We start from the raw sequence: 17,972 nt of genomic DNA on the forward strand, positions 1-17,972 counted from the left end.
CCTTAAACCAAAAATAATGTCAATTAAAATCATCGGAGCCGGATTCCCAAGAACGGGAACGACTACACTTAAAAGATCGCTTGAAATGCTTGGATTTAATCATGTCTACCACATGAAAGAACTCCTTGTAAACCCACATAATCTTCACTATTGGAAAACCCTGTCTGAAACAGGGGACACAGATTGGGAAGGACTTTACAAAGGGTATGATGCCACAGTGGACTTTCCAGGATATCCCTGGTATAAAGAACATATGAAACGCTATCCGGATGCCAAAGTGATCCTTACTGTCAGGGATTTTGATGCCTGGTATAAAAGTGTAGACAGTACTGTTTACCGGGCCGGACCCCAGACTCCTGGCGAAAAAATAAAGATGATGGGGAAGCTGCTTTTTAGCTCAAGGGCCAGAAATGTGGTAAAGTGCATTAAATTCTTTAAAAAGACCTTTTTTGCAGGTGAGTTAAGCGGCAATTTCGAAGACAAAGCACATGCAAAAAAAGTTTGGGAAGGACATCTGGCAGAGGTAAAACAGTTTGTTCCCGAAGAAAAACTATTGGTATACGATGTACGGGACGGCTGGGCACCCCTTTGTAAATTCCTGGGGGTTGAAGAACCTGCCGAATCTTTGCCACATTTAAACAAGAAGGAAAACTTCAAAGAAATGCTCCCTAAATTAATGAAAGGGCAAATGGCCTGATTGATTTAAGGTGTACTTCTTTCTCAGGTCTGTAACCAGATCATTTAATAATCCGCTTTGAATTTCCCTCTATGAATTCAGAAACCTGGCAGGTAAAAGCCACGCTTTTGTTGGTGAGTAGTCTTACCATCATGTCTATGATCACCATTTCGGCTTCCCTCCCGGATATGACCGCAACTTTTTCGGATGTCCCCAATCACCTTGCCCTGGTAAAATTATCCCTTTCGTTTCCCGGGTTATTTATTGCCCTCAGTGCAATCGCAGCAGGAATAATTATAGATAAAACGGGAAGATTAAAACTTTTGGGGGTTGCGCTGGTCCTCTACGCCATCGGCGGCACTTCAGGATACTGGCTTAATAACCTCTATGCGATCCTGGTCGGCAGGGCACTGCTTGGTATTTCGGTCGGAATTTCCATGACTATCGTCACTACACTCGTAGCTGATTATTACCAGGGAAAGGCACGGCAGAAATTTGCGGGTCTGCAAATCGCCGTAATGTCTTTAGGAGGTATATTATTTATTACTCTAGGAGGAATCCTTGCCGACATCAACTGGCGCGTTCCTTTTTTGCTATACCTTTTTTCGCTCCTGATCCTTCCCCCCGCCTTCCTGTTTCTAAAGGAACCCGGGAGGGTAAAACAACCCGAACAGAAGAGTATCATTAAATCTCCGGGAATTATCTGGTTGATCTTTGGCAATGTGATGCTGATGTGGATCATCTTCTTTATTATCCCCGTACAGATTCCATTCTATCTGAAATCAATTGGAATAGAAAAAAACACCATGATTGGAATAGCTATCGCTTCCAGTACGTTATTTTCGGCCATATCCTCATTTTCTTACAGCAGGATCAAGGACTTGATGGGATTTCGCCAGATCTTTGGCCTGGGTTACTTCCTGATGGCCCTGGCGTTCGTAGCGATTGCATACGGAAACTCATATGTCATGGTGCTCCTGGGAATGCTTCTGGCCGGTTTTGGTATGGGTCTAATGATCCCAAATGCCAATGTCTGGGTAATGCAACTGGCGCCACAGGAAATCAGGGGACAGGAGATTGGGCGCCTTACTACTTTCTGGTTTTTAGGGCAGTTCTTATCCCCACTTGTGCTTCTTCCATTTTTGGATTACTTTTCCCTTGCTCAATTATTTTATGGTCTTGGCATCGTTTTGTTTGGTCTTACCCTCACCTTTCTGGTCTGGTATTGGGTTCAACCACGACAAATACAGTGAATTATTGATAATAATTATCCCCAAATCTATTGATACGGAAGATTAAAACCTCAGCCCCCGATAAGAAGTCGAACCCCTTGATTGGGGTATTGCTCTTTATTATTTCCCTGATATTACTTGTCATCACAGGTCCGGTCGGATTTCTTTACGGCTTAATTTACTCATTGATTAAAGGTGGTATTTCAGGTCTGGGGGAATACTTATTAAAGATTGCCGTTTCGATTGACCAGCTGGGCAATGTGATGATGCAGCATTTACTGAATCTGTTATGGAAAAGGAAGGGAGGTTACCCCTTCGGCAACAGGGATGAAACCATTTCCAGTGCTCTTGGTAGGAATAAGAAACTGGGTATGCTGACGGGGTTCGGAAAAGGCATCGACAAATTTCTTGATACGATTGATCCCAATCACTCACTGAATTCTATTGATTACTATATAGAGCCCTCGCCAAAAATCATAGACAAACTCGCATGGGTAGTGGTTGAAAACAAAAGGCTTTTATGTGTCAGGAGTAAGGGAAAGGAATTGTTCTATATCCCTGGTGGAAAAAGAGAAAAAGGTGAATCAGACCTCATGGCACTGAGTCGGGAAATCCTGGAAGAACTGCAGGTAATTCTGAAACCGGACAGTTTTAGCTTTTTCGGCAATTTTGAAGCACAGGCCGATGGGCGACCTAAGGGAATTATGGTTCGATTACGCTGCTACGAATCGAATTACATAGGTACACTGCAGCCGGCGTCTGAGATCGCGGAAATGCAATGGTTAGAATACAACGATAGGGAGAAAGTATCAAAAGCGGGGCAATTGGTTTTCGATTTTCTTCGAAACCAGGACAGGATCTAATCATTTTGCCCCACTTTTTATCTCTTAGTTTTTTGTTACTTTTACGGCCGACTAACCGGGCGGGAATCGCCATTTATTTAAAAATTAAATGACAGTACTGGGAATTGACATTGGAGGATCGGGCATGAAAGGTGCCCTGGTGGATTCTATAACGGGAGAAATGCTCTCAGAACGATTCCGAATTCCCACACCTTCTTCGCGCAAGCCCAAACCCATGGCTAAGGTCTTTAAGGAAATTGTAGATCATTTCAACTACTCTGGCCCCATTGGTTGTGGCTTTCCCACCACCCTAAGACATGGGGTATGTAAATCAAAAGGCAATCTCCACAAGAAATGGGTCAATGTAAACGTAAAAGAGCTATTTAGTGAGGCCTCCGGTTTGCCTGTGACTGTCATCAATGATGCCGATGCAGCGGGTTATGCCACCATGAACTACGGAATAGGGAAAGGACGAAAGGGATTTGTGGTAATGATTACCATCGGTACCGGACTGGGAAGCGGGGCTTTCTGGGATGGTGAACTCATCCCAAATTTTGAGTTAGGACAAATACCCTACAAGGAATACGATAAGATTGAGAAATGGGCCGCAGCCTCCGCCAAAGAAAAAGAAGGTCTTTCGTATGGGGAATGGGGCAAAAGATTTAATATTTTCCTCGAATTTGTGGAAGTCATTGTATCGCCTGATCTGATCATCCTCGGTGGGGGAACATCAAAGGATTTTGATGAATACAAAGAATTTATAACCATAGAAACACCTGTGATTCCGGCCGGTCTCCAGAATCATGCAGGAATTATAGGCGCAGCCGCAGCTGCCATGCACCATCCTATTACCCTGGATTAGAAAGAAAAAAAGCGCCATCAGGCGCTTTTTCTAATTTATTTTATTTCGTTTACGATCCACTTCTTTAAGGTAAATCTTCCGTAAGCGAATGTGTTTTGGTGTCACTTCAACATATTCGTCTTTCTGAATATATTCCAGGGCCTCTTCAAGGGAGAATTTGATGGCAGGAACAATCTTGGCCTTGTCGTCTGCACCCGCCGACCTCACGTTAGACAACTTTTTGGTTTTTGTGACATTGATAGTCATATCATCACCTCTTGAGTTCTCACCGATCACCTGTCCTTCGTAGATATCTTCTCCCGGATCAATAAAGAATCGACCTCTCTCCTGTAATTTATCAATTGAATAAGGGATTGCCTTCCCATTTTCCATAGAAACTAATGATCCGTTCTGCCTTTGAGGAATATCACCTTTCATAGGCTGATATTCCAGAAAACGGTGTGTCATAATAGCTTCCCCTGCGGTTGCAGTAAGTAATTGATTCCTCAATCCTATTATCCCTCTTGAAGGGATTAAAAATTCACAGACCATTCGCTCTCCTTTCGCTTCCATCCCTATCATCTCTCCTTTTCTTACAGAAACCATTTCCACTGCCTTTCCTGAAACATTTTCAGGAAGGTCGATGGTCAGCTGCTCAACGGGTTCACATTTGACACCGTCAAAATCCCTGATAATTACCTGGGGCTGGCCTATCTGTACCTCATAGCCTTCTCTCCTCATCGTTTCGATCAGAACAGACAGGTGCAGTACACCTCTCCCAAAGACCATAAACTTATCCGCACTATCAGTTTCTTCAACTCTTAAAGCCAGGTTCTTCTCCAGTTCCTTTTCGAGGCGTTCCTTGATATGTCTGGAAGTCACAAACTTTCCATCCTGTCCAAAAAATGGACTGTCGTTAATAGTGAACAACATGCTCATCGTTGGCTCGTCTATGGCTATAGTTTTTAAGCCTTGAGGATTTTCACTATCTGCAACAGTATCGCCAATGTCAAAACCTTCGAGTCCAACCAGGGCACAAATATCCCCTGTTGCAACCTCTTGTACCTTAATTTTACCCAAGCCTTCAAAAGTATAGAGCTCCTTGATCCTGGATTTTACTTTACTCCCATCCCTTTTGACCAAAATAATGGGCTGCCCTTCTTTTAAACTACCACGCTGTAACCTTCCGATTGCGATTCTACCAGTAAAAGAGGAGTAATCTAGGGAGGTGATCAGCATTTGAGTATTACCCTCTGCCGGTTTAAATTCGGGAATATGTTCCAGGACCATTTCGAGCAAAGGCTCTATCGTTTCAGTAGGTTTTTTCCAGTCCTCACTCATCCAGTTGTGTTTGGCAGAGCCATAAACTACCGGAAAATCTAACTGCCACTCTTCAGCACCCAGTTCATACATCAGATCGAAAACCTTCTCATGTACTTCTTCGGGCGTACAATTTTCTTTGTCTACCTTATTGATTACCACACAGGGCTTTAATCCCAGGCTCAGTGCTTTTTGGAGTACAAAACGAGTTTGAGGCATTGGTCCTTCGAAGGCATCCACCAAAAGTAATACCCCATCTGCCATATTCAAGACCCGCTCTACCTCCCCGCCAAAGTCGGCGTGACCAGGAGTATCGATGATGTTGATCTTGGTATCCTTATAGGTAACAGAAACATTCTTAGAAACGATAGTAATCCCTCTTTCCCGTTCCAGGTCGTTGTTATCCAGGATCAGATCGCCAGTCTTCTCATTCTCACGAAATAACTGACAGTAATGTAAGATCTTATCAACCAGGGTAGTCTTTCCGTGGTCGACGTGGGCAATAATTGCTATATTTTTGGTAGTAGACATCTCTTTGTTTTGAGCCGGCAAAGATAGTCCTATTTTCTGTACTGAAGCTTAAAGTTATAATAATTTTACATTCCTGGTTTTGAGGGAGTTCTGGTAAAATTCAAGTCCCAATAAAGTCTCCTCAAATTCCTACCTTTACGAAAATTTTAGAATGGACCTTACTAAAATCCCGCGCCTAAAACATATTGATAGTCAGCAGTTTTTTCTGCTCTCAGGCCCCTGTGCCATTGAAGGTGAAGATATGGCTTTGCGCATCGCAGAGCACATTGTAAAAGTGACTGATCGATTAAAGATTCCTTATGTATTTAAAGGGAGTTTTAAAAAGGCCAACAGGAGTCGGGTCGACTCCTTCACGGGGATTGGCGACGAGAAAGCACTAAAGATCCTTCAAAAAGTCTCGCAGACTTTTGATGTGCCCACGGTTACAGATATCCACGAGGTCTCTGATGCTGAAATGGCGGCTGAATACGTAGATATACTACAAATTCCGGCCTTTCTTGTACGTCAGACCGATCTTGTAGTTGCAGCGGCCAGAACCGGTAAAACGGTAAATTTAAAAAAAGGGCAATTCATGAGTCCGGAAAGCATGAAACACGCCGTTACAAAGGTGACCGATTCGGGGAATGATCAGGTGATCATTACCGACAGAGGAACGATGTTTGGCTATCAGGACATGATTGTCGATTTCAGGGGAGTGCCTACTATGAAACAGTATGCCCCTGTAGTTTTAGATGTTACACATTCATTGCAACAACCCAACCAGTCATCAGGAGTAACAGGCGGTAGGCCTGCACTGATCAGTACTATGGCGCGTGCCGGCATTGCGGCGGGCGTTGACGGTCTTTTTATGGAAACCCATTTTGATCCCTCAATTGCCAAGAGTGATGGGGCTAATATGCTGCCTCTGGATAAATTAGACCAATTACTCACTCAGCTCTCACAATTGCGGGAAACAATCAACCAGTTTGATTTGTAATTAGGGATTGGAGTAAAACTTTTTATGCCTCACCTCGTATGCGTTACGCAAGATATCGCATAGGATGTCTTCATCGATATCCCCTAAATCTCGATAGCGAAGGGACTTCATCATTTTCCGTCCTTTAGTGGTCATCTTATCCAAATGAACGCAGAGGTGAGCGGCCATCCAAAAGCCCAGGTCCACATAGTCCCCAGTCTGATTGAGATAGCAGAAAGGCCTTCCTTCCAGGTAATAAAACGGAATCCGGTATTTAAATTTAAGGGTGACATCGGGAATTTCCCTTTCGATCACTTCTTTTAAATACAGGTGTATGGAGCGAAAAGGCTCGGTTTGATCCAGAATATATGCAGAGGCAGGATCCATTGTAAAAATCCCTCAGCTACAACAAAGACTATTGATCTCCCTTTCAAAGTCGCGTTTGATCATTCTGGCAAATCTGGAAGGCGTTCTGGGAGAAATTCTAATATTATTGGTGACCATATCCACGTCAAAATGAAAAGAGGAAAAGTCGCCTGAACATTCATGTTCTAAACGAGCCATCAGGAATTTTGTGATTCTCGGTCTTAATCGATATTCTAAATCGATACATTGACGCTTTAAGTTGACGTCCATATCGTTGGAAAGTATCCAATTAAATTTCACTCTGGAATCCCATTAGTTAATCCATGAAATATATTAAATTTCTTCCAAAATCAGGATACTTTAAACCAACTTTTCGATATTTTTAGAAACAGGTCGGCAAAAGACAATTAACCAAAAATTAAGTACAGTAATTATAGGAATTAAATAATGGCATACCCTGCCATCTCAGAAGGACAAATTATTGGTTTTTGTCCTATACCAACTTAAATGATAATATTATGAGATTACAAATCCTGATTTTTTGTGTACACATTTTCCTGATTACAACCGTTCGGTCACAGGATCATAACCACGTAGGTAGCAAGGCTCTTTCCTATCCCGACATACCGGGATTTATAACCCTGAAGAGTGATCTTCATCAACATACGGTTTTTTCAGATGGTGAAGTCTGGCCTTCCATCAGGGTAATGGAGGCCATGCGTGAAAACCTCGATGTTATTTCCCTTACTGAACATTTGGAATATCAACCTCACAAGGATGACATCCCTCATCCCGACAGAAACCGATCCTACGAACTGGCTCTCGCAGAGGCGGAAGAGCACGATCTGCTTGTTGTACATGGATCCGAAATTACCCGCAATGCGCCCATCGGACACAGCAATGCCCTCTTTATAACGGATGCCAATCTTCTATTGGATACCAATCCCAGGGTTCCCTTTGCAGAGGCCAATAAACAGGGGGCATTTGTATTCTGGAACCACCCTGCCTGGTACCGGCAGAGTCCGACTGGAAATCCTGTCCTGAGTGATTTTCAACTCGAGCTGATCAAAAGAGGAGAATTACACGGGATTGAGGTGATCAATGAATACGATTATGCTGAAGAATCACTCGCCATCGCGCTTGAGCATAATCTCACTATCATGGGTACCAGTGACATTCACGGGTTAATCGACTGGCAGTATCTCGAAAAGGGATTCCACCGACCAATCACACTGGTTTTTGCAAAGGAAAGAAGTCTTGAAAGTTTGAGGACTGCATTGGTTGAAGGCAGAACTGTAGCAGTTTATAATTCACTACTGGTGGGGAAATCGGAATTCCTGATTCCTTTGATTCAAAAATGCATTCAGGTCAAAAGAGCAGAATACATAGAGAACACACAAATCCTTGAGATCGAGCTAGAAAATATTTCTAGCAGTGACCTCTTATTTGAAAATAGAATGGAATATACTTTTTACAGTAACGCAGCGGTATTTGAAATCCCCGCAGGAGAAACAAGGATACTGAAAGTTAAAACCCTGGAACAACAAAAACAAATTAGTTTGAAGTTAAAGGCCCTTAAGGCCTATACAGCTCCAAAAACAAGTCCTGAAATAAGCTGGCTCATTCAACTCAACTAAGAACTATTCTTTGCCGTCTACATAATCCTGCAAATATGCATAATGAGGGGTTAACTTCCCCTTATGGGTCATTCTGGCCCTGTCTAAGATGCCTCTTTTATCCCCATTAAAAAATGCCGGAATTACGTGATCAACAAAGGTATCGCCAAAGCCTTCGCTGGCATCTCTTGGCAATTCTGCCGGGAGATTATCTACCGCCATTACAGCAATAGCCCCTTCTTGGGTATAGGAAGTTTCAGCCTCTTTTTCAGGATCATAGCCATAAATGGGATCGGCAATTGTGGAGGCCCTCAGTGTTGTGGCGACCGGTCCGTCAATATCGCAGCTGATATCAGCGACCACCTGAATCTTAAATTCTTTTCGTTTCACGTCTGATCTGGTATATAAAAAGGGGGCTCCATCGCCGTAAAAATGTCCTGCAATATAGATATCGGATACACTGGCAAAACGCATAAAATCTGATTCGTATTCCTCAGGGTGATCAAAGAAGTCCTGCATGGGTAATTGCTGCCCATCTATTCTGCGATTATAATCTAACACATCGATCTGACAGTAGACCGGTTCCTGAAACGTCTTATGCAGGTAATCCTCTACAGTCACCTCTTTGAGCTGCATTCCGTCGAGAATTTCTTTAGCTCCGTTCCCTACTCTGCCTTTTCCTGTCAGGAGAATTTTGACAGGTGGTAATGAAATGGTTTTTAAAGTCCTGATCAAATCCTGTTGATCTTTCAGTGTTTCTGCCTTTGGAATTTCAAAAGATGAGCTTTTTAAACCATAGGCACGCATCCCATTATAAGCTCCAACAATACCCGCATAGCGTCCGAAAGCAACAAGTCTTACGCCTTTCTCGTTCGTAATCACCTCATGGTCGTACAACTCGATATTCTTTTGTAAAACGGCCTGCAACAACTTCCGGTTATAGGGCTGTTTCTTAATTGTATGAGAGAAAAAGAAATACTTTTTCCCAGGGATCAAAGCTTCAATAGGGACTTCTTTTACGCCTATTAATACATCGCAGTTTTCCATAGCAGGGGTTACCGAAATACCTGCGGACCGGTACTCGTCATCGTGAAAAACACGAATAGGTGAAGGTTCTACACTTATTTTAGCATCTGGAAAGGATTTCAGGACTTTTTGGCAGGCTGTAGGAGATAGCACAACCCTCCTGTCTGGTGGGTTTTTACGCTCTCTGATGATTCCGAAATGTATCATAGGGTTTGGTATAGAATTTGCTCAAAATTACGCGGATTTAAGGCGGTGCACAAACTTTTTGGTATCTTCGCAATCCTTTTTACAAAAGTAAGTTCTTTAACATATTGGGGCCGACTGGTTTTGACAGCGAGACCAATGGCATTGTAAGCATGTCGAGCGCTGGGATACAGCTCGTTAATCTCATATTTCACACTTTTTAAATGGCGAATCTAATTACGCTCTTGCCGCTTAATCTGAATTATAGTAGGATTTAGCCTCGTCTCTGCAAGGCAGGGAAGCGAGATGTCCCGGGATAGCCCTTGTTGATGGCGATCTGTTATGGGGCACCATAAAAATCAACATAAAGCCCTTTTTGCTTTATTAAGGGTTGAAAGATAACAAAGCTAAGTGTTCATTAGGCGGTTTTTGGTCAGATGAACAACTAAAATCAAACAAAAACTAAGCATGTAGAAAGCGGTGATATTGCTTGTTTGGACGGGAGTTCGATTCTCCCCGGCTCCACGATCAAATACCAAACCCGCAGCATTAAGCTGCGGGTTTTTTATTTTCAGAAGCCATCAGAACTTGTTTTGAAATGGCGGATGAGAATAAAAAATAAGACAGGCAGAGCCTGGCTGGTTTTGGATTTGCAGGACTGGCTCCCAGGTGAACACCGACCCCGACAGAGATCGGGAGAGGTAATCTCCCCGGCTCCACCTTCGCCCTCCGTAGCTTGAGCATAGCGAAAGCGAAGGAGGGCTTTATTTTTTAACTCCGTATTTAGATCGATATATTATAGATAACTAGAGGGCTACGGTGGATCTGGATCCACTATTAGTTGTTTTACGTATTTCCGTAGCTTGAGCAAAGCGAAAGCGAAGGAGGGCTTTATTTTTTAACTCCGTATTTAGATCGATATATTATAGATAACTAGAGGGCTACGATGGATCTGGATCCAATATTAGTTGTTTTAAGTATTTCCGTAGCTTGAGCATGGCGAAAGCGAAGGAAGGCTTTATTTATTACTCAGAAATTAATACTATACCAATTCCAGAGGGCTTGCCGCCCCCGCTAAAGCTTTAGCGGCACGCGGGCGGCGGATGCCGATCCACTTGTTCTAATATTTTAATTAATTCCAAATCTTGAGCACAGCAAAAGCGAAGGAGGGCTTTATTTTTTGTATCTCTTCATTTTGAGTTAAATATATAGTTCTGGTAGGTTGAGGTTTTCAATGTATTTCCCAAGCATGATTATGCAATATCATTTCAGTCTGGAATTATACCTTTTGTCTTATTTCGTAAAAATTGTGGTTCTTCCCTTTGCCATATACATTTTAAAATGCGAGAACGGACAGTTCTACACTGGATTTACGAGTAATATTACCAAAAGACTATCTTCCCACAGAGAACGCAAGGTGTCTTTTACTAAAGACAAACTCCCGGTTAGACTCATCCATGTCTCCTATTTTTCAGATGTCCAAAAAGCTTATGACTTTGAGCGGTATTTAAAGTCGGGATCTGGAATTGCTTTCAGAAATAAAAGATTGATATAAATACTATCGGCAGCTTGGTTTAGCCTCATTTAAATAATAGACTGGAGCTCTGTCTTTAAGGTTGCAGATCTGAAGCATATAGAACACCGAAGGTAATCTCCCCAAAACCTACATATACAATTTGAAAGACTAAGATCATTAAATTATAGAAGCCCATTGTTCGCAGAATTGATTTCTTTCTTAACTACCAATTTGCCTCTCTTAATGCCTAAATCTATGTGCTTTAACGTTTTAAATGATGAAATCAAGGAATTTCTGAGTTCTATTGCAGGATTTCCCTTAGATTAGGAGTCCCAAAAAATCAATTTTGAATATAACCAAGACCAAATTTGCTATTGTTCTAGCTATTGTAATAGTTGGATTTGGCATTGGGATATACCTTCAAGATCTCAAACACCAGGAGAGTACGGAAGCAGCCTGGAAAGCAAATAGGTATAATCTGGAAAGATTTAATCAAATCAGGGATTATACTATAAAATTGAATGCTGCCAATTGGAGGTTGATGCGGGATAGTATAGGACAAGAACTAGACAGCTTTATCATACTGCGATTCCGCAAAGAAGTTGATAGCCTGAAGGCCCTGGAAAATAATCAATAAACCTCTTACCGAGAGTTAGCACACTTCACAACAGTACTTCAAAGTTAAATTTTAGAAAATCTGACAATCTCATGCAATTATTCCGCTGCTTTCCTTCATATCTTAGGACCTGATTAAAATGCAACCAAGTGACCTTGATCTTTTCTGGGACTATTACTGCCTTCAATAAATCAAATCCTTCTCAGGCTTTGGCATTTTTGATAACAATCTTGTTATTGATCCAGGTAAATATCCAAGGTCAGGAATTCATATCTGACGAAAGAGATACTTTAATTCGGAGTCAGTTAAGGTTAAAACACGACAATGACTTCCTCACCCTAAGTGATCGCTACTATTCTTCAGGGCTTTTTCTGAGTTATACACGGCGACTGAGATCATCGGTAAGGGAAAATGAGCAGCAGCAACTCTCGCTCACTATGGGACAGGAAATCTTCACCCCTTCTAATATTACAACTACCGATATTTCGCAGCAGGACCGACCTTACGTGGGATTCTCAGGATTACAGGCGAGCTGGTCCAGAGTAAGGGAAAACAGGGCGCTAGAAACGAGACTACTCCTTGGCCTTGCCGGAAATAACTCCGGTGCAGGCGGATTTCAGCGCTGGTACCACAATTTTTTGGTAGTATCCGATCCGCCGGTTTGGGTAGGGGAAATGAACAATAGTTTTCACGCTAACCTGTATCTCAATTTACATCGGGAATGGTGGCTTGCTCCACTCCCCTTTTCTGTTAGCCTGGGTCTGCAGCCCGAGGTTGCGTTTGGAACAAGGGATCAATACGGCGAAATCAACCTTATCGCTTTTTTCGGGCGGAGAAATCCATTGATGTCGAGCATGGTGTATGAACGCATAGGGAGCACGGCAAGGGAAATTTTCATCACCCTTCAGGCTGGCTATAGGAAGGTGTTTTATAATGGCATGTTACAAGGGAACGCCCTCGGAGATGATTCAATTTTTCTTATCGATGCCAACGAGAATTTAATTTTTGGAACCTTTAGCGTTCAACACCGATTTCAGAAAAATGAATATCGCTTTAGATACCAAATCCAGTCGGCTGAAGCGGCGGGAAACAAGTCACATAAGTTCATTACCCTTTCCTATGCCAGAAACTTCTAAGAAAATAGGGTTGGTCACTTACTTTTTCTTTTCACAGAAACTACAGAAATTTAGTATTTTTAGCCTGTAAAAATTGTTTATGAAAACCGCAAAGAATCTATTTAGCCTTATTTTACTAGCCTTTTTAACTGTACAATGTTCAAATGACGAAGGCGATGATACGAATACAGTTATCAGTCCGCCTGTTGCAGATTTTGACGCTTTGGCTACAACCATTCGTGCAGGTACAAGGGTTCAGTTTGTAAACGGTTCAACAAATGCCACTTCTTTTGAGTGGACTTTCGAGGGTGGAACACCCGGAACCAGTACCGAAGTAGAACCTTCTATTGAATATCAGGTTGCAGGAACTTATGACGTTACCCTAACTGCGATAAACAGTGAAGCAGAAAACACCTTATTGCTCGAGAATTTTATCACCGTGGTTGATCCTCCGGCAGCAAACTGATCTGATTCTAGAATTTTAGGCCGTATTTTACTCCTTTTTTATGATCATCTTTGTATTGGAATAGATGATATAGGGAATTCTATTTACTTGATATACAGGTATTAACATTTAATCAGCATAGATCTCAGATACCTTTCACATTTGTTTAAGTAAATTATATGAAAATATTATGCTAAGTTAGATATGGCTTATCTGAAATCTTTCCTATCTTTTGGCCTTGATTTTTGAAACGTACTACTATGGACTTACTTAAAAGGGCAGAGACATTTGAAAACTTAAAAATGAGTCATATGTCTACCAGTGACAGGGTACAGGCATCGAGAGATGCCAAGGCACTGATCCTGGGATTGAACGAGATATACAAAAAAACGAAAGATCCGGAACTTATGGATCTTATGAAACGATTGACCGAAAAAAAGCAAAAGATAGAAAAGCGGATCAAAGGATCTCCGGTGATCTAGCAATCCAACTTCTCTTGTTCCTCAGAGAAAATCGTAAAAAATTGATAATGATTTAATAATCCACAGTAAGATGTGGATTATTTTTTGTCATATTCCTAAAAAATTTAGTTTTAAGTGTTAATTTTGAGAAAATAAAAATATTTCAAAATGGGCAAATTCGAGATTAAAAAAGACAAATCAGGTCAATTCCGATTCAATCTTAAGGCAGGTAACGGACAAGTTATCTTGAGCAGTGAAGCATATAAGACCAAATCGGCCTGCGAAAATGGCATTGAATCTGTTAGAAAAAATTCTAAGAACGACTCTATGTTCGAGCGAAAAGTCGCTAAAAACGGAAAACCGTATTTTGGCCTGAAAGCCTCTAACGGGCAGGAGATAGGAGCGAGTCAGATGTATGCTTCCGCATCCTCCATGGCTAGTGGTATTGCTTCAGTAAAAAAGAATGCTCCTTCGGCAAAAGTGGTAGATAATTCATAAACACTGAGCGCTTATTATCTAACCCTGAAATTAATCAGGGAAGAAAGGACAACATCTGTTGTCCTTTTTTTGTGATTTACTACCTTTAAAGTAAGAAGCAAGGAGTGTATTGTATTATAGACATTGAAACCACAGGAAACGGGATCAAAGGCAATAAGATCACCGAGATCGCTATATTTAAATTCAATGGAAAACAGATTACCGAAGAATTTACTTCCCTGGTTAATCCCGAATGTGAGATACCGCCATTTATTACCGGACTTACAGGTATAGACAATGATACCGTCCGAAATGCCCCTCTGTTACAAGATATTGCTGAAGATATCCTACGGATCACCGAAGGCTGTATTTTTGTTGCTCATAGTGTCAACTTCGATTATAATGTAATCCGGAATGAATTTGAACAGCTGGGCATCAACTTCGTGAGGAAAAAGTTGTGTACAGTACGTCTTTCAAGGGCCGTATTTCCAGGGTATCGATCGTATAGTCTGGGTAAACTCTGTAGCTCCCTCGGGGTATCCCTTGAAAACAGACACCGCGCAAGAGGTGATGCCCATGCTACGGTTCTTTTGTTTTCGAAAATTTTAAAAACTGAAGGAATCGATATTACACTAAAAAAGTTCCTGAATGCAAGATCCCAGGAAGCAACCCTTCCTCCTTCATTACCCAAAGCACAATATATCAGGCTACCTCAAAAGCCCGGCGTTTATTATTTTAAAAATAATAAAGGAGAAGTTATATATACTGGCAAAGCAAAAAACATAAAAAAAAGGGTCTTGAGCCATTTTTATGATAAAAGTGAAAAGGAAATAAAAATGTGCCGGGCAACCCGGACAATCGATTTTGAATTATCAGGAAATGAACTCGTAGCCCTTTTGATGGAAAACCATGCAATCAAAAAACTATATCCCCTTTATAACAGGGCTCAGAAAAGGAAGGTGCCAAGGATTGCTATTTTTTCATATGAAGACAGGGATGGAATTTTACACCTAGCTTTTTCAAAAATCAATAGTGTACCTCAGCCTTTAACCACCTTGTATTCGCTTACTGAAAGCAGGGAATTCCTGGAACAGATTTGTGCTAAATTTGAATTATGCGCCAAATATTGCCATCTCCAGGATGGTGTTGCTCAATGCAGCCATTTCCGACTTGGACCTTGTTCAGGAATTTGCCGAGGAAAAGAAAATATAATTGAATACAATTTAAAAGTACAGAAAGCCATTGACTATGTCACTTCTGAACGGGAAAATTTTATAATCAAAGAGCAAGGGAGGAATCCGGAGGAAGATGCACTGGTAGTAGTTCGCGATGGATTGTATTGCGGGTATGGATTTATCCCCAAGGACCTGCAAATTTCATCGCTGGAAGATGTAATGGCCTATGTTACACCCCAAACAGAAACTCTTGAAGCTAGGCGCCTTATAAGTTCGTATACTTTCAGAAACCAAAACAAAGTACTTCTGATAGGGCAAGAATAAAGAGGTATTCAGTTATTATTTCTTGTTGAATTCCCGATACATTCTTACGACAAAAACCATCCAGATCAGGAAGATAAAAGCGACGAATATGGAATATGCAAGTATAAAATCCATCACTTCCTGTATTTAAAATAGTTCATAAATCCAAGGATGGTAGGCGCCCAGAAGGCTATAAAAATGGCATCGAGCTTATTCCCGGTAAGGTAAAGGTATTCAGAGACCACTATGATAGAGAGAACACAAAGGAGCAGAATAATATTGATTACCCCTACACTCTGAACAAAGTTTTTCAACATTCCTGTTAGTTATTTAAAATAAAAATACACAAATTCCCTTTCTACTGAAGTGGGTTAGTAGAAATAATTCAAAATAACCAAATAGAGAGAAACAATGAGTTAACCCCAACATTAAAGAGTTGGGGTATCAGGCAAAAAATTGATTGAGGGCTGGCAGAGATTCCGTATAACTTTCATTTACTTTTCACAGCACATGTATTAAGGCCAAAAATCCCATAGAGTGGACAAAAACCAATCAGACTTGTAAAAAGAAAAATTGCTGTGATCGTCAGGAGAACATATGAATACATTCCGGTTACAACTTCGTAATAAACCAAAGCACCCGCTACTAAAGCCACAACTACTCTGATCAGTTTATCTAAGACACCCATATTCTTTTTCATCTGAATTGGTTTTAAGTTAGTCTATGTACGAGCTGAACCACCAGGTATATTAAACCCAGACAAAGGATACATACTCCGACAAATTTCAATGCCCGTTTCAATTTTACTAACCTAAGGTAATTCAGCCAATTAAGGCGTCAAATGATTTCAATCATAGGGTTGTAGGACATACGTAATCTGTAAGTTCCATTCCCGCCTCTTTCATGGCATCAAAACCTCCGCCAATATCAATCAGATTATGAACACCCCTGCTCTTCAGAATGGAAGCTGCTATCACTGATCGGTAACCTCCCGCACAATGAAGGTAAAAAGGTTGTTCAGCAGGAAAAGTATTTAAATGTTCATTGATGTTGTCCAAGGGAGTATTTTCTGAGCCTACCAAATGTTCAGAGAGGTATTCCGTTTCTTTCCTCACATCAAACACCGGGGCCGATTCATCGGCTAATTGCTTTTTGAGATCTGCAGCAGGTTCAGAAACAATGGTATCGGTATCTTTTCCAGCCTTTACCCAACTTTCGAATCCTCCTTTTAAAAAACCGAGGGTACGGTCGAATCCAACTCTCGATAAACGGGTAACTGCTTCTTCTTCCTGGCCCTCAGGTGTCACCAAAAGCAAGGGCTGATTCACATCGGCGATCAAGGCCCCCACCCAGGGGGCAAAATCACCATTTAACCCGATAAAAATTGATCTGGGAATATGTCCTTTTACAAATTCCTGTTGGGTTCTGACATCGAGTACAACCGCTTCGGTCTCATTTGCCAGGTTTTCGAACTCATCAGGGGTCAATGCCTTGGTGCCCCTTTTAAGAACATCCCCTATATCTTCGTAGCCTTCCTTGTTCATTTTTACATTCAGTGGGAAGTATTTAGGAGGGGGAAGCAGGCCTTCTGTCACCTCCTGAATAAACTCCTCCTTACTCATATCAGCCCGAAGGGCGTAATTTACTTTCTTCTGATTTCCAAGGGTGTCTACTGTCTCCTTCATCATATTTTTTCCACACGCAGAACCTGCTCCATGTGCTGGATATACAATAACATCATCGGCCAAAGGCATAATCTTGGTTCTCAGACTATCGTACAACAATCCGGCAAGATCCTCCTGTGTCATATGTGCCGCTTTCTGAGCAAGATCAGGCCTTCCTACATCTCCCAGGAAAAGGGTATCCCCGGAAAATATTGCCACATCCTTGCCCTTTGAATCTTTTAAAAGGTAGGTAGTACTCTCCATAGTGTGTCCCGGAGTATGCAAAACTTTAATTGTTAATTCACCAAGTTTAAATTCCTCTCCGTCTTTTGCTATATAGGCATCGAAGGTGGGGTCTGCTTTCGGTCCATAGACAATGGGGGCATCTGTTTCTTTAGCCAGCGTTACATGTCCACTCACAAAATCGGCATGAAAGTGAGTTTCAAATACGAATTTTATTTTAGCCTTATCCTTTTCCGCTCTTTTAATATAAGGGGAAACCTCCCTGAGAGGGTCTATAATGGCCGCCTCTCCCTTGCTCTCAATGTAATAAGCACCCTGAGCCAGGCATCCTGTATAAATCTGTTCTATAGTCATAGTCTTTTTTGTTTA

20 protein-coding genes and 1 other RNA gene are annotated in these 17,972 nt (G+C 41.6%); 14 read left to right on the forward strand and 7 right to left on the reverse strand.

Going from position 1 to position 17,972, the window contains the following annotated elements:
- Positions 1-16: 16 nt before the first annotated feature.
- From ACA086_RS09005 to ppgK, 4 genes are all read left to right on the forward strand, one after another.
- Entirely contained in the window at positions 17-697 is a 681-nt protein-coding gene (locus ACA086_RS09005) for a sulfotransferase family protein (protein ID WP_371002991.1), read from the forward strand.
- Between the two features lie 71 nt (positions 698-768).
- On the forward strand, positions 769-1,929 hold the full coding sequence (locus tag ACA086_RS09010; protein WP_371002992.1) for an MFS transporter: 1,161 nt from the start codon (positions 769-771) through the stop codon (positions 1,927-1,929).
- Positions 1,930-1,958: 29 nt separating this feature from the next.
- Positions 1,959-2,771: an NUDIX domain-containing protein gene (locus ACA086_RS09015; protein WP_371002993.1), complete on the forward strand. Its 813-nt coding sequence runs from the start codon at positions 1,959-1,961 to the stop codon at positions 2,769-2,771.
- An 88-nt stretch (positions 2,772-2,859) separates the two neighbouring features.
- The gene (gene ppgK / locus ACA086_RS09020) at positions 2,860-3,612 is read left to right on the forward strand and encodes a polyphosphate--glucose phosphotransferase (RefSeq protein WP_371002994.1); all 753 of its coding nucleotides are present in this window, start codon (positions 2,860-2,862) and stop codon (positions 3,610-3,612) included.
- Positions 3,613-3,642: 30 nt separating this feature from the next.
- On the opposite strand, the gene typA is transcribed toward ppgK, so the two are convergent.
- Positions 3,643-5,442, reverse strand: coding sequence for a translational GTPase TypA (typA, locus tag ACA086_RS09025; protein WP_371002995.1), 1,800 nt, complete (start codon positions 5,440-5,442; stop codon positions 3,643-3,645).
- Positions 5,443-5,593: 151 nt separating this feature from the next.
- Here typA and kdsA point away from each other — a divergent pair, with 151 nt between their 5' ends.
- A complete protein-coding gene (gene kdsA, locus ACA086_RS09030; RefSeq protein WP_371002996.1) occupies positions 5,594-6,418 on the forward strand; it encodes a 3-deoxy-8-phosphooctulonate synthase in 825 nt (274 codons plus the stop codon).
- On the opposite strand, the gene ACA086_RS09035 is transcribed toward kdsA, so the two are convergent.
- Both ACA086_RS09035 and ACA086_RS09040 read right to left on the reverse strand, forming a co-directional pair.
- Complete coding sequence (locus tag ACA086_RS09035; protein WP_371002997.1) at positions 6,419-6,784, reverse strand: DUF1801 domain-containing protein; 366 nt, start codon at positions 6,782-6,784, stop codon at positions 6,419-6,421.
- A gap of 12 nt (positions 6,785-6,796) precedes the next feature.
- Entirely contained in the window at positions 6,797-6,961 is a 165-nt protein-coding gene (locus ACA086_RS09040) for a hypothetical protein (RefSeq protein WP_371002998.1), read from the reverse strand.
- A 320-nt stretch (positions 6,962-7,281) separates the two neighbouring features.
- Between ACA086_RS09040 and ACA086_RS09045 the strand changes: the two genes are divergently transcribed.
- On the forward strand, positions 7,282-8,400 hold the full coding sequence (locus ACA086_RS09045) for an Sb-PDE family phosphodiesterase (protein WP_371002999.1): 1,119 nt from the start codon (positions 7,282-7,284) through the stop codon (positions 8,398-8,400).
- A 3-nt stretch (positions 8,401-8,403) separates the two neighbouring features.
- Here the strand turns inward: ACA086_RS09045 and ACA086_RS09050 are convergent, their stop codons facing one another.
- The gene (locus tag ACA086_RS09050) at positions 8,404-9,609 is read right to left on the reverse strand and encodes an NAD(P)-dependent oxidoreductase (protein ID WP_371003116.1); all 1,206 of its coding nucleotides are present in this window, start codon (positions 9,607-9,609) and stop codon (positions 8,404-8,406) included.
- Positions 9,610-9,718: 109 nt separating this feature from the next.
- On the opposite strand from ACA086_RS09050, the gene ssrA reads away from it, so the two are divergent.
- From ssrA to ACA086_RS09090, 8 genes are all read left to right on the forward strand, one after another.
- Positions 9,719-10,116, forward strand: a transfer-messenger RNA (tmRNA) gene (gene ssrA / locus ACA086_RS09055).
- A 727-nt stretch (positions 10,117-10,843) separates the two neighbouring features.
- Positions 10,844-11,143, forward strand: coding sequence for a GIY-YIG nuclease family protein (locus tag ACA086_RS09060; protein WP_369749004.1), 300 nt, complete (start codon positions 10,844-10,846; stop codon positions 11,141-11,143).
- 307 nt (positions 11,144-11,450) lie between these two features.
- Positions 11,451-11,741 (forward strand): hypothetical protein, encoded by a 291-nt coding sequence (locus ACA086_RS09065; protein ID WP_369749005.1) that lies wholly within the window; start codon positions 11,451-11,453, stop codon positions 11,739-11,741.
- 128 nt (positions 11,742-11,869) lie between these two features.
- Positions 11,870-12,856 (forward strand): lipid A-modifier LpxR family protein, encoded by a 987-nt coding sequence (locus ACA086_RS09070; protein WP_371003000.1) that lies wholly within the window; start codon positions 11,870-11,872, stop codon positions 12,854-12,856.
- Positions 12,857-12,935: 79 nt separating this feature from the next.
- Positions 12,936-13,301, forward strand: a complete 366-nt coding sequence (locus ACA086_RS09075) for a PKD domain-containing protein (protein ID WP_369749007.1) — start codon at positions 12,936-12,938, stop codon at positions 13,299-13,301.
- Positions 13,302-13,540: 239 nt separating this feature from the next.
- Positions 13,541-13,762, forward strand: a complete 222-nt coding sequence (locus tag ACA086_RS09080; RefSeq protein WP_369749008.1) for a hypothetical protein — start codon at positions 13,541-13,543, stop codon at positions 13,760-13,762.
- Positions 13,763-13,909: 147 nt separating this feature from the next.
- Entirely contained in the window at positions 13,910-14,239 is a 330-nt protein-coding gene (locus tag ACA086_RS09085; protein ID WP_369749009.1) for a YegP family protein, read from the forward strand.
- A 104-nt stretch (positions 14,240-14,343) separates the two neighbouring features.
- A complete protein-coding gene (locus tag ACA086_RS09090) occupies positions 14,344-15,717 on the forward strand; it encodes an exonuclease domain-containing protein (RefSeq protein ID WP_371003002.1) in 1,374 nt (457 codons plus the stop codon).
- 113 nt (positions 15,718-15,830) lie between these two features.
- On the opposite strand, the gene ACA086_RS09095 is transcribed toward ACA086_RS09090, so the two are convergent.
- The 3 genes from ACA086_RS09095 to ACA086_RS09105 form a co-directional block, all read right to left on the reverse strand.
- Positions 15,831-16,013, reverse strand: coding sequence for a hypothetical protein (locus ACA086_RS09095; protein ID WP_371003003.1), 183 nt, complete (start codon positions 16,011-16,013; stop codon positions 15,831-15,833).
- A 173-nt stretch (positions 16,014-16,186) separates the two neighbouring features.
- A complete protein-coding gene (locus ACA086_RS09100; RefSeq protein ID WP_371003004.1) occupies positions 16,187-16,396 on the reverse strand; it encodes a DUF2892 domain-containing protein in 210 nt (69 codons plus the stop codon).
- A 151-nt stretch (positions 16,397-16,547) separates the two neighbouring features.
- Complete coding sequence (locus ACA086_RS09105; RefSeq protein ID WP_371003005.1) at positions 16,548-17,957, reverse strand: rhodanese-like domain-containing protein; 1,410 nt, start codon at positions 17,955-17,957, stop codon at positions 16,548-16,550.
- Positions 17,958-17,972: the final 15 nt, after the last annotated feature.

The sequence above is a fragment of the Muriicola sp. E247 genome (genome assembly GCF_041358175.1).
Classification (GTDB): Bacteria; Bacteroidota; Bacteroidia; order Flavobacteriales; family Flavobacteriaceae; genus Muriicola.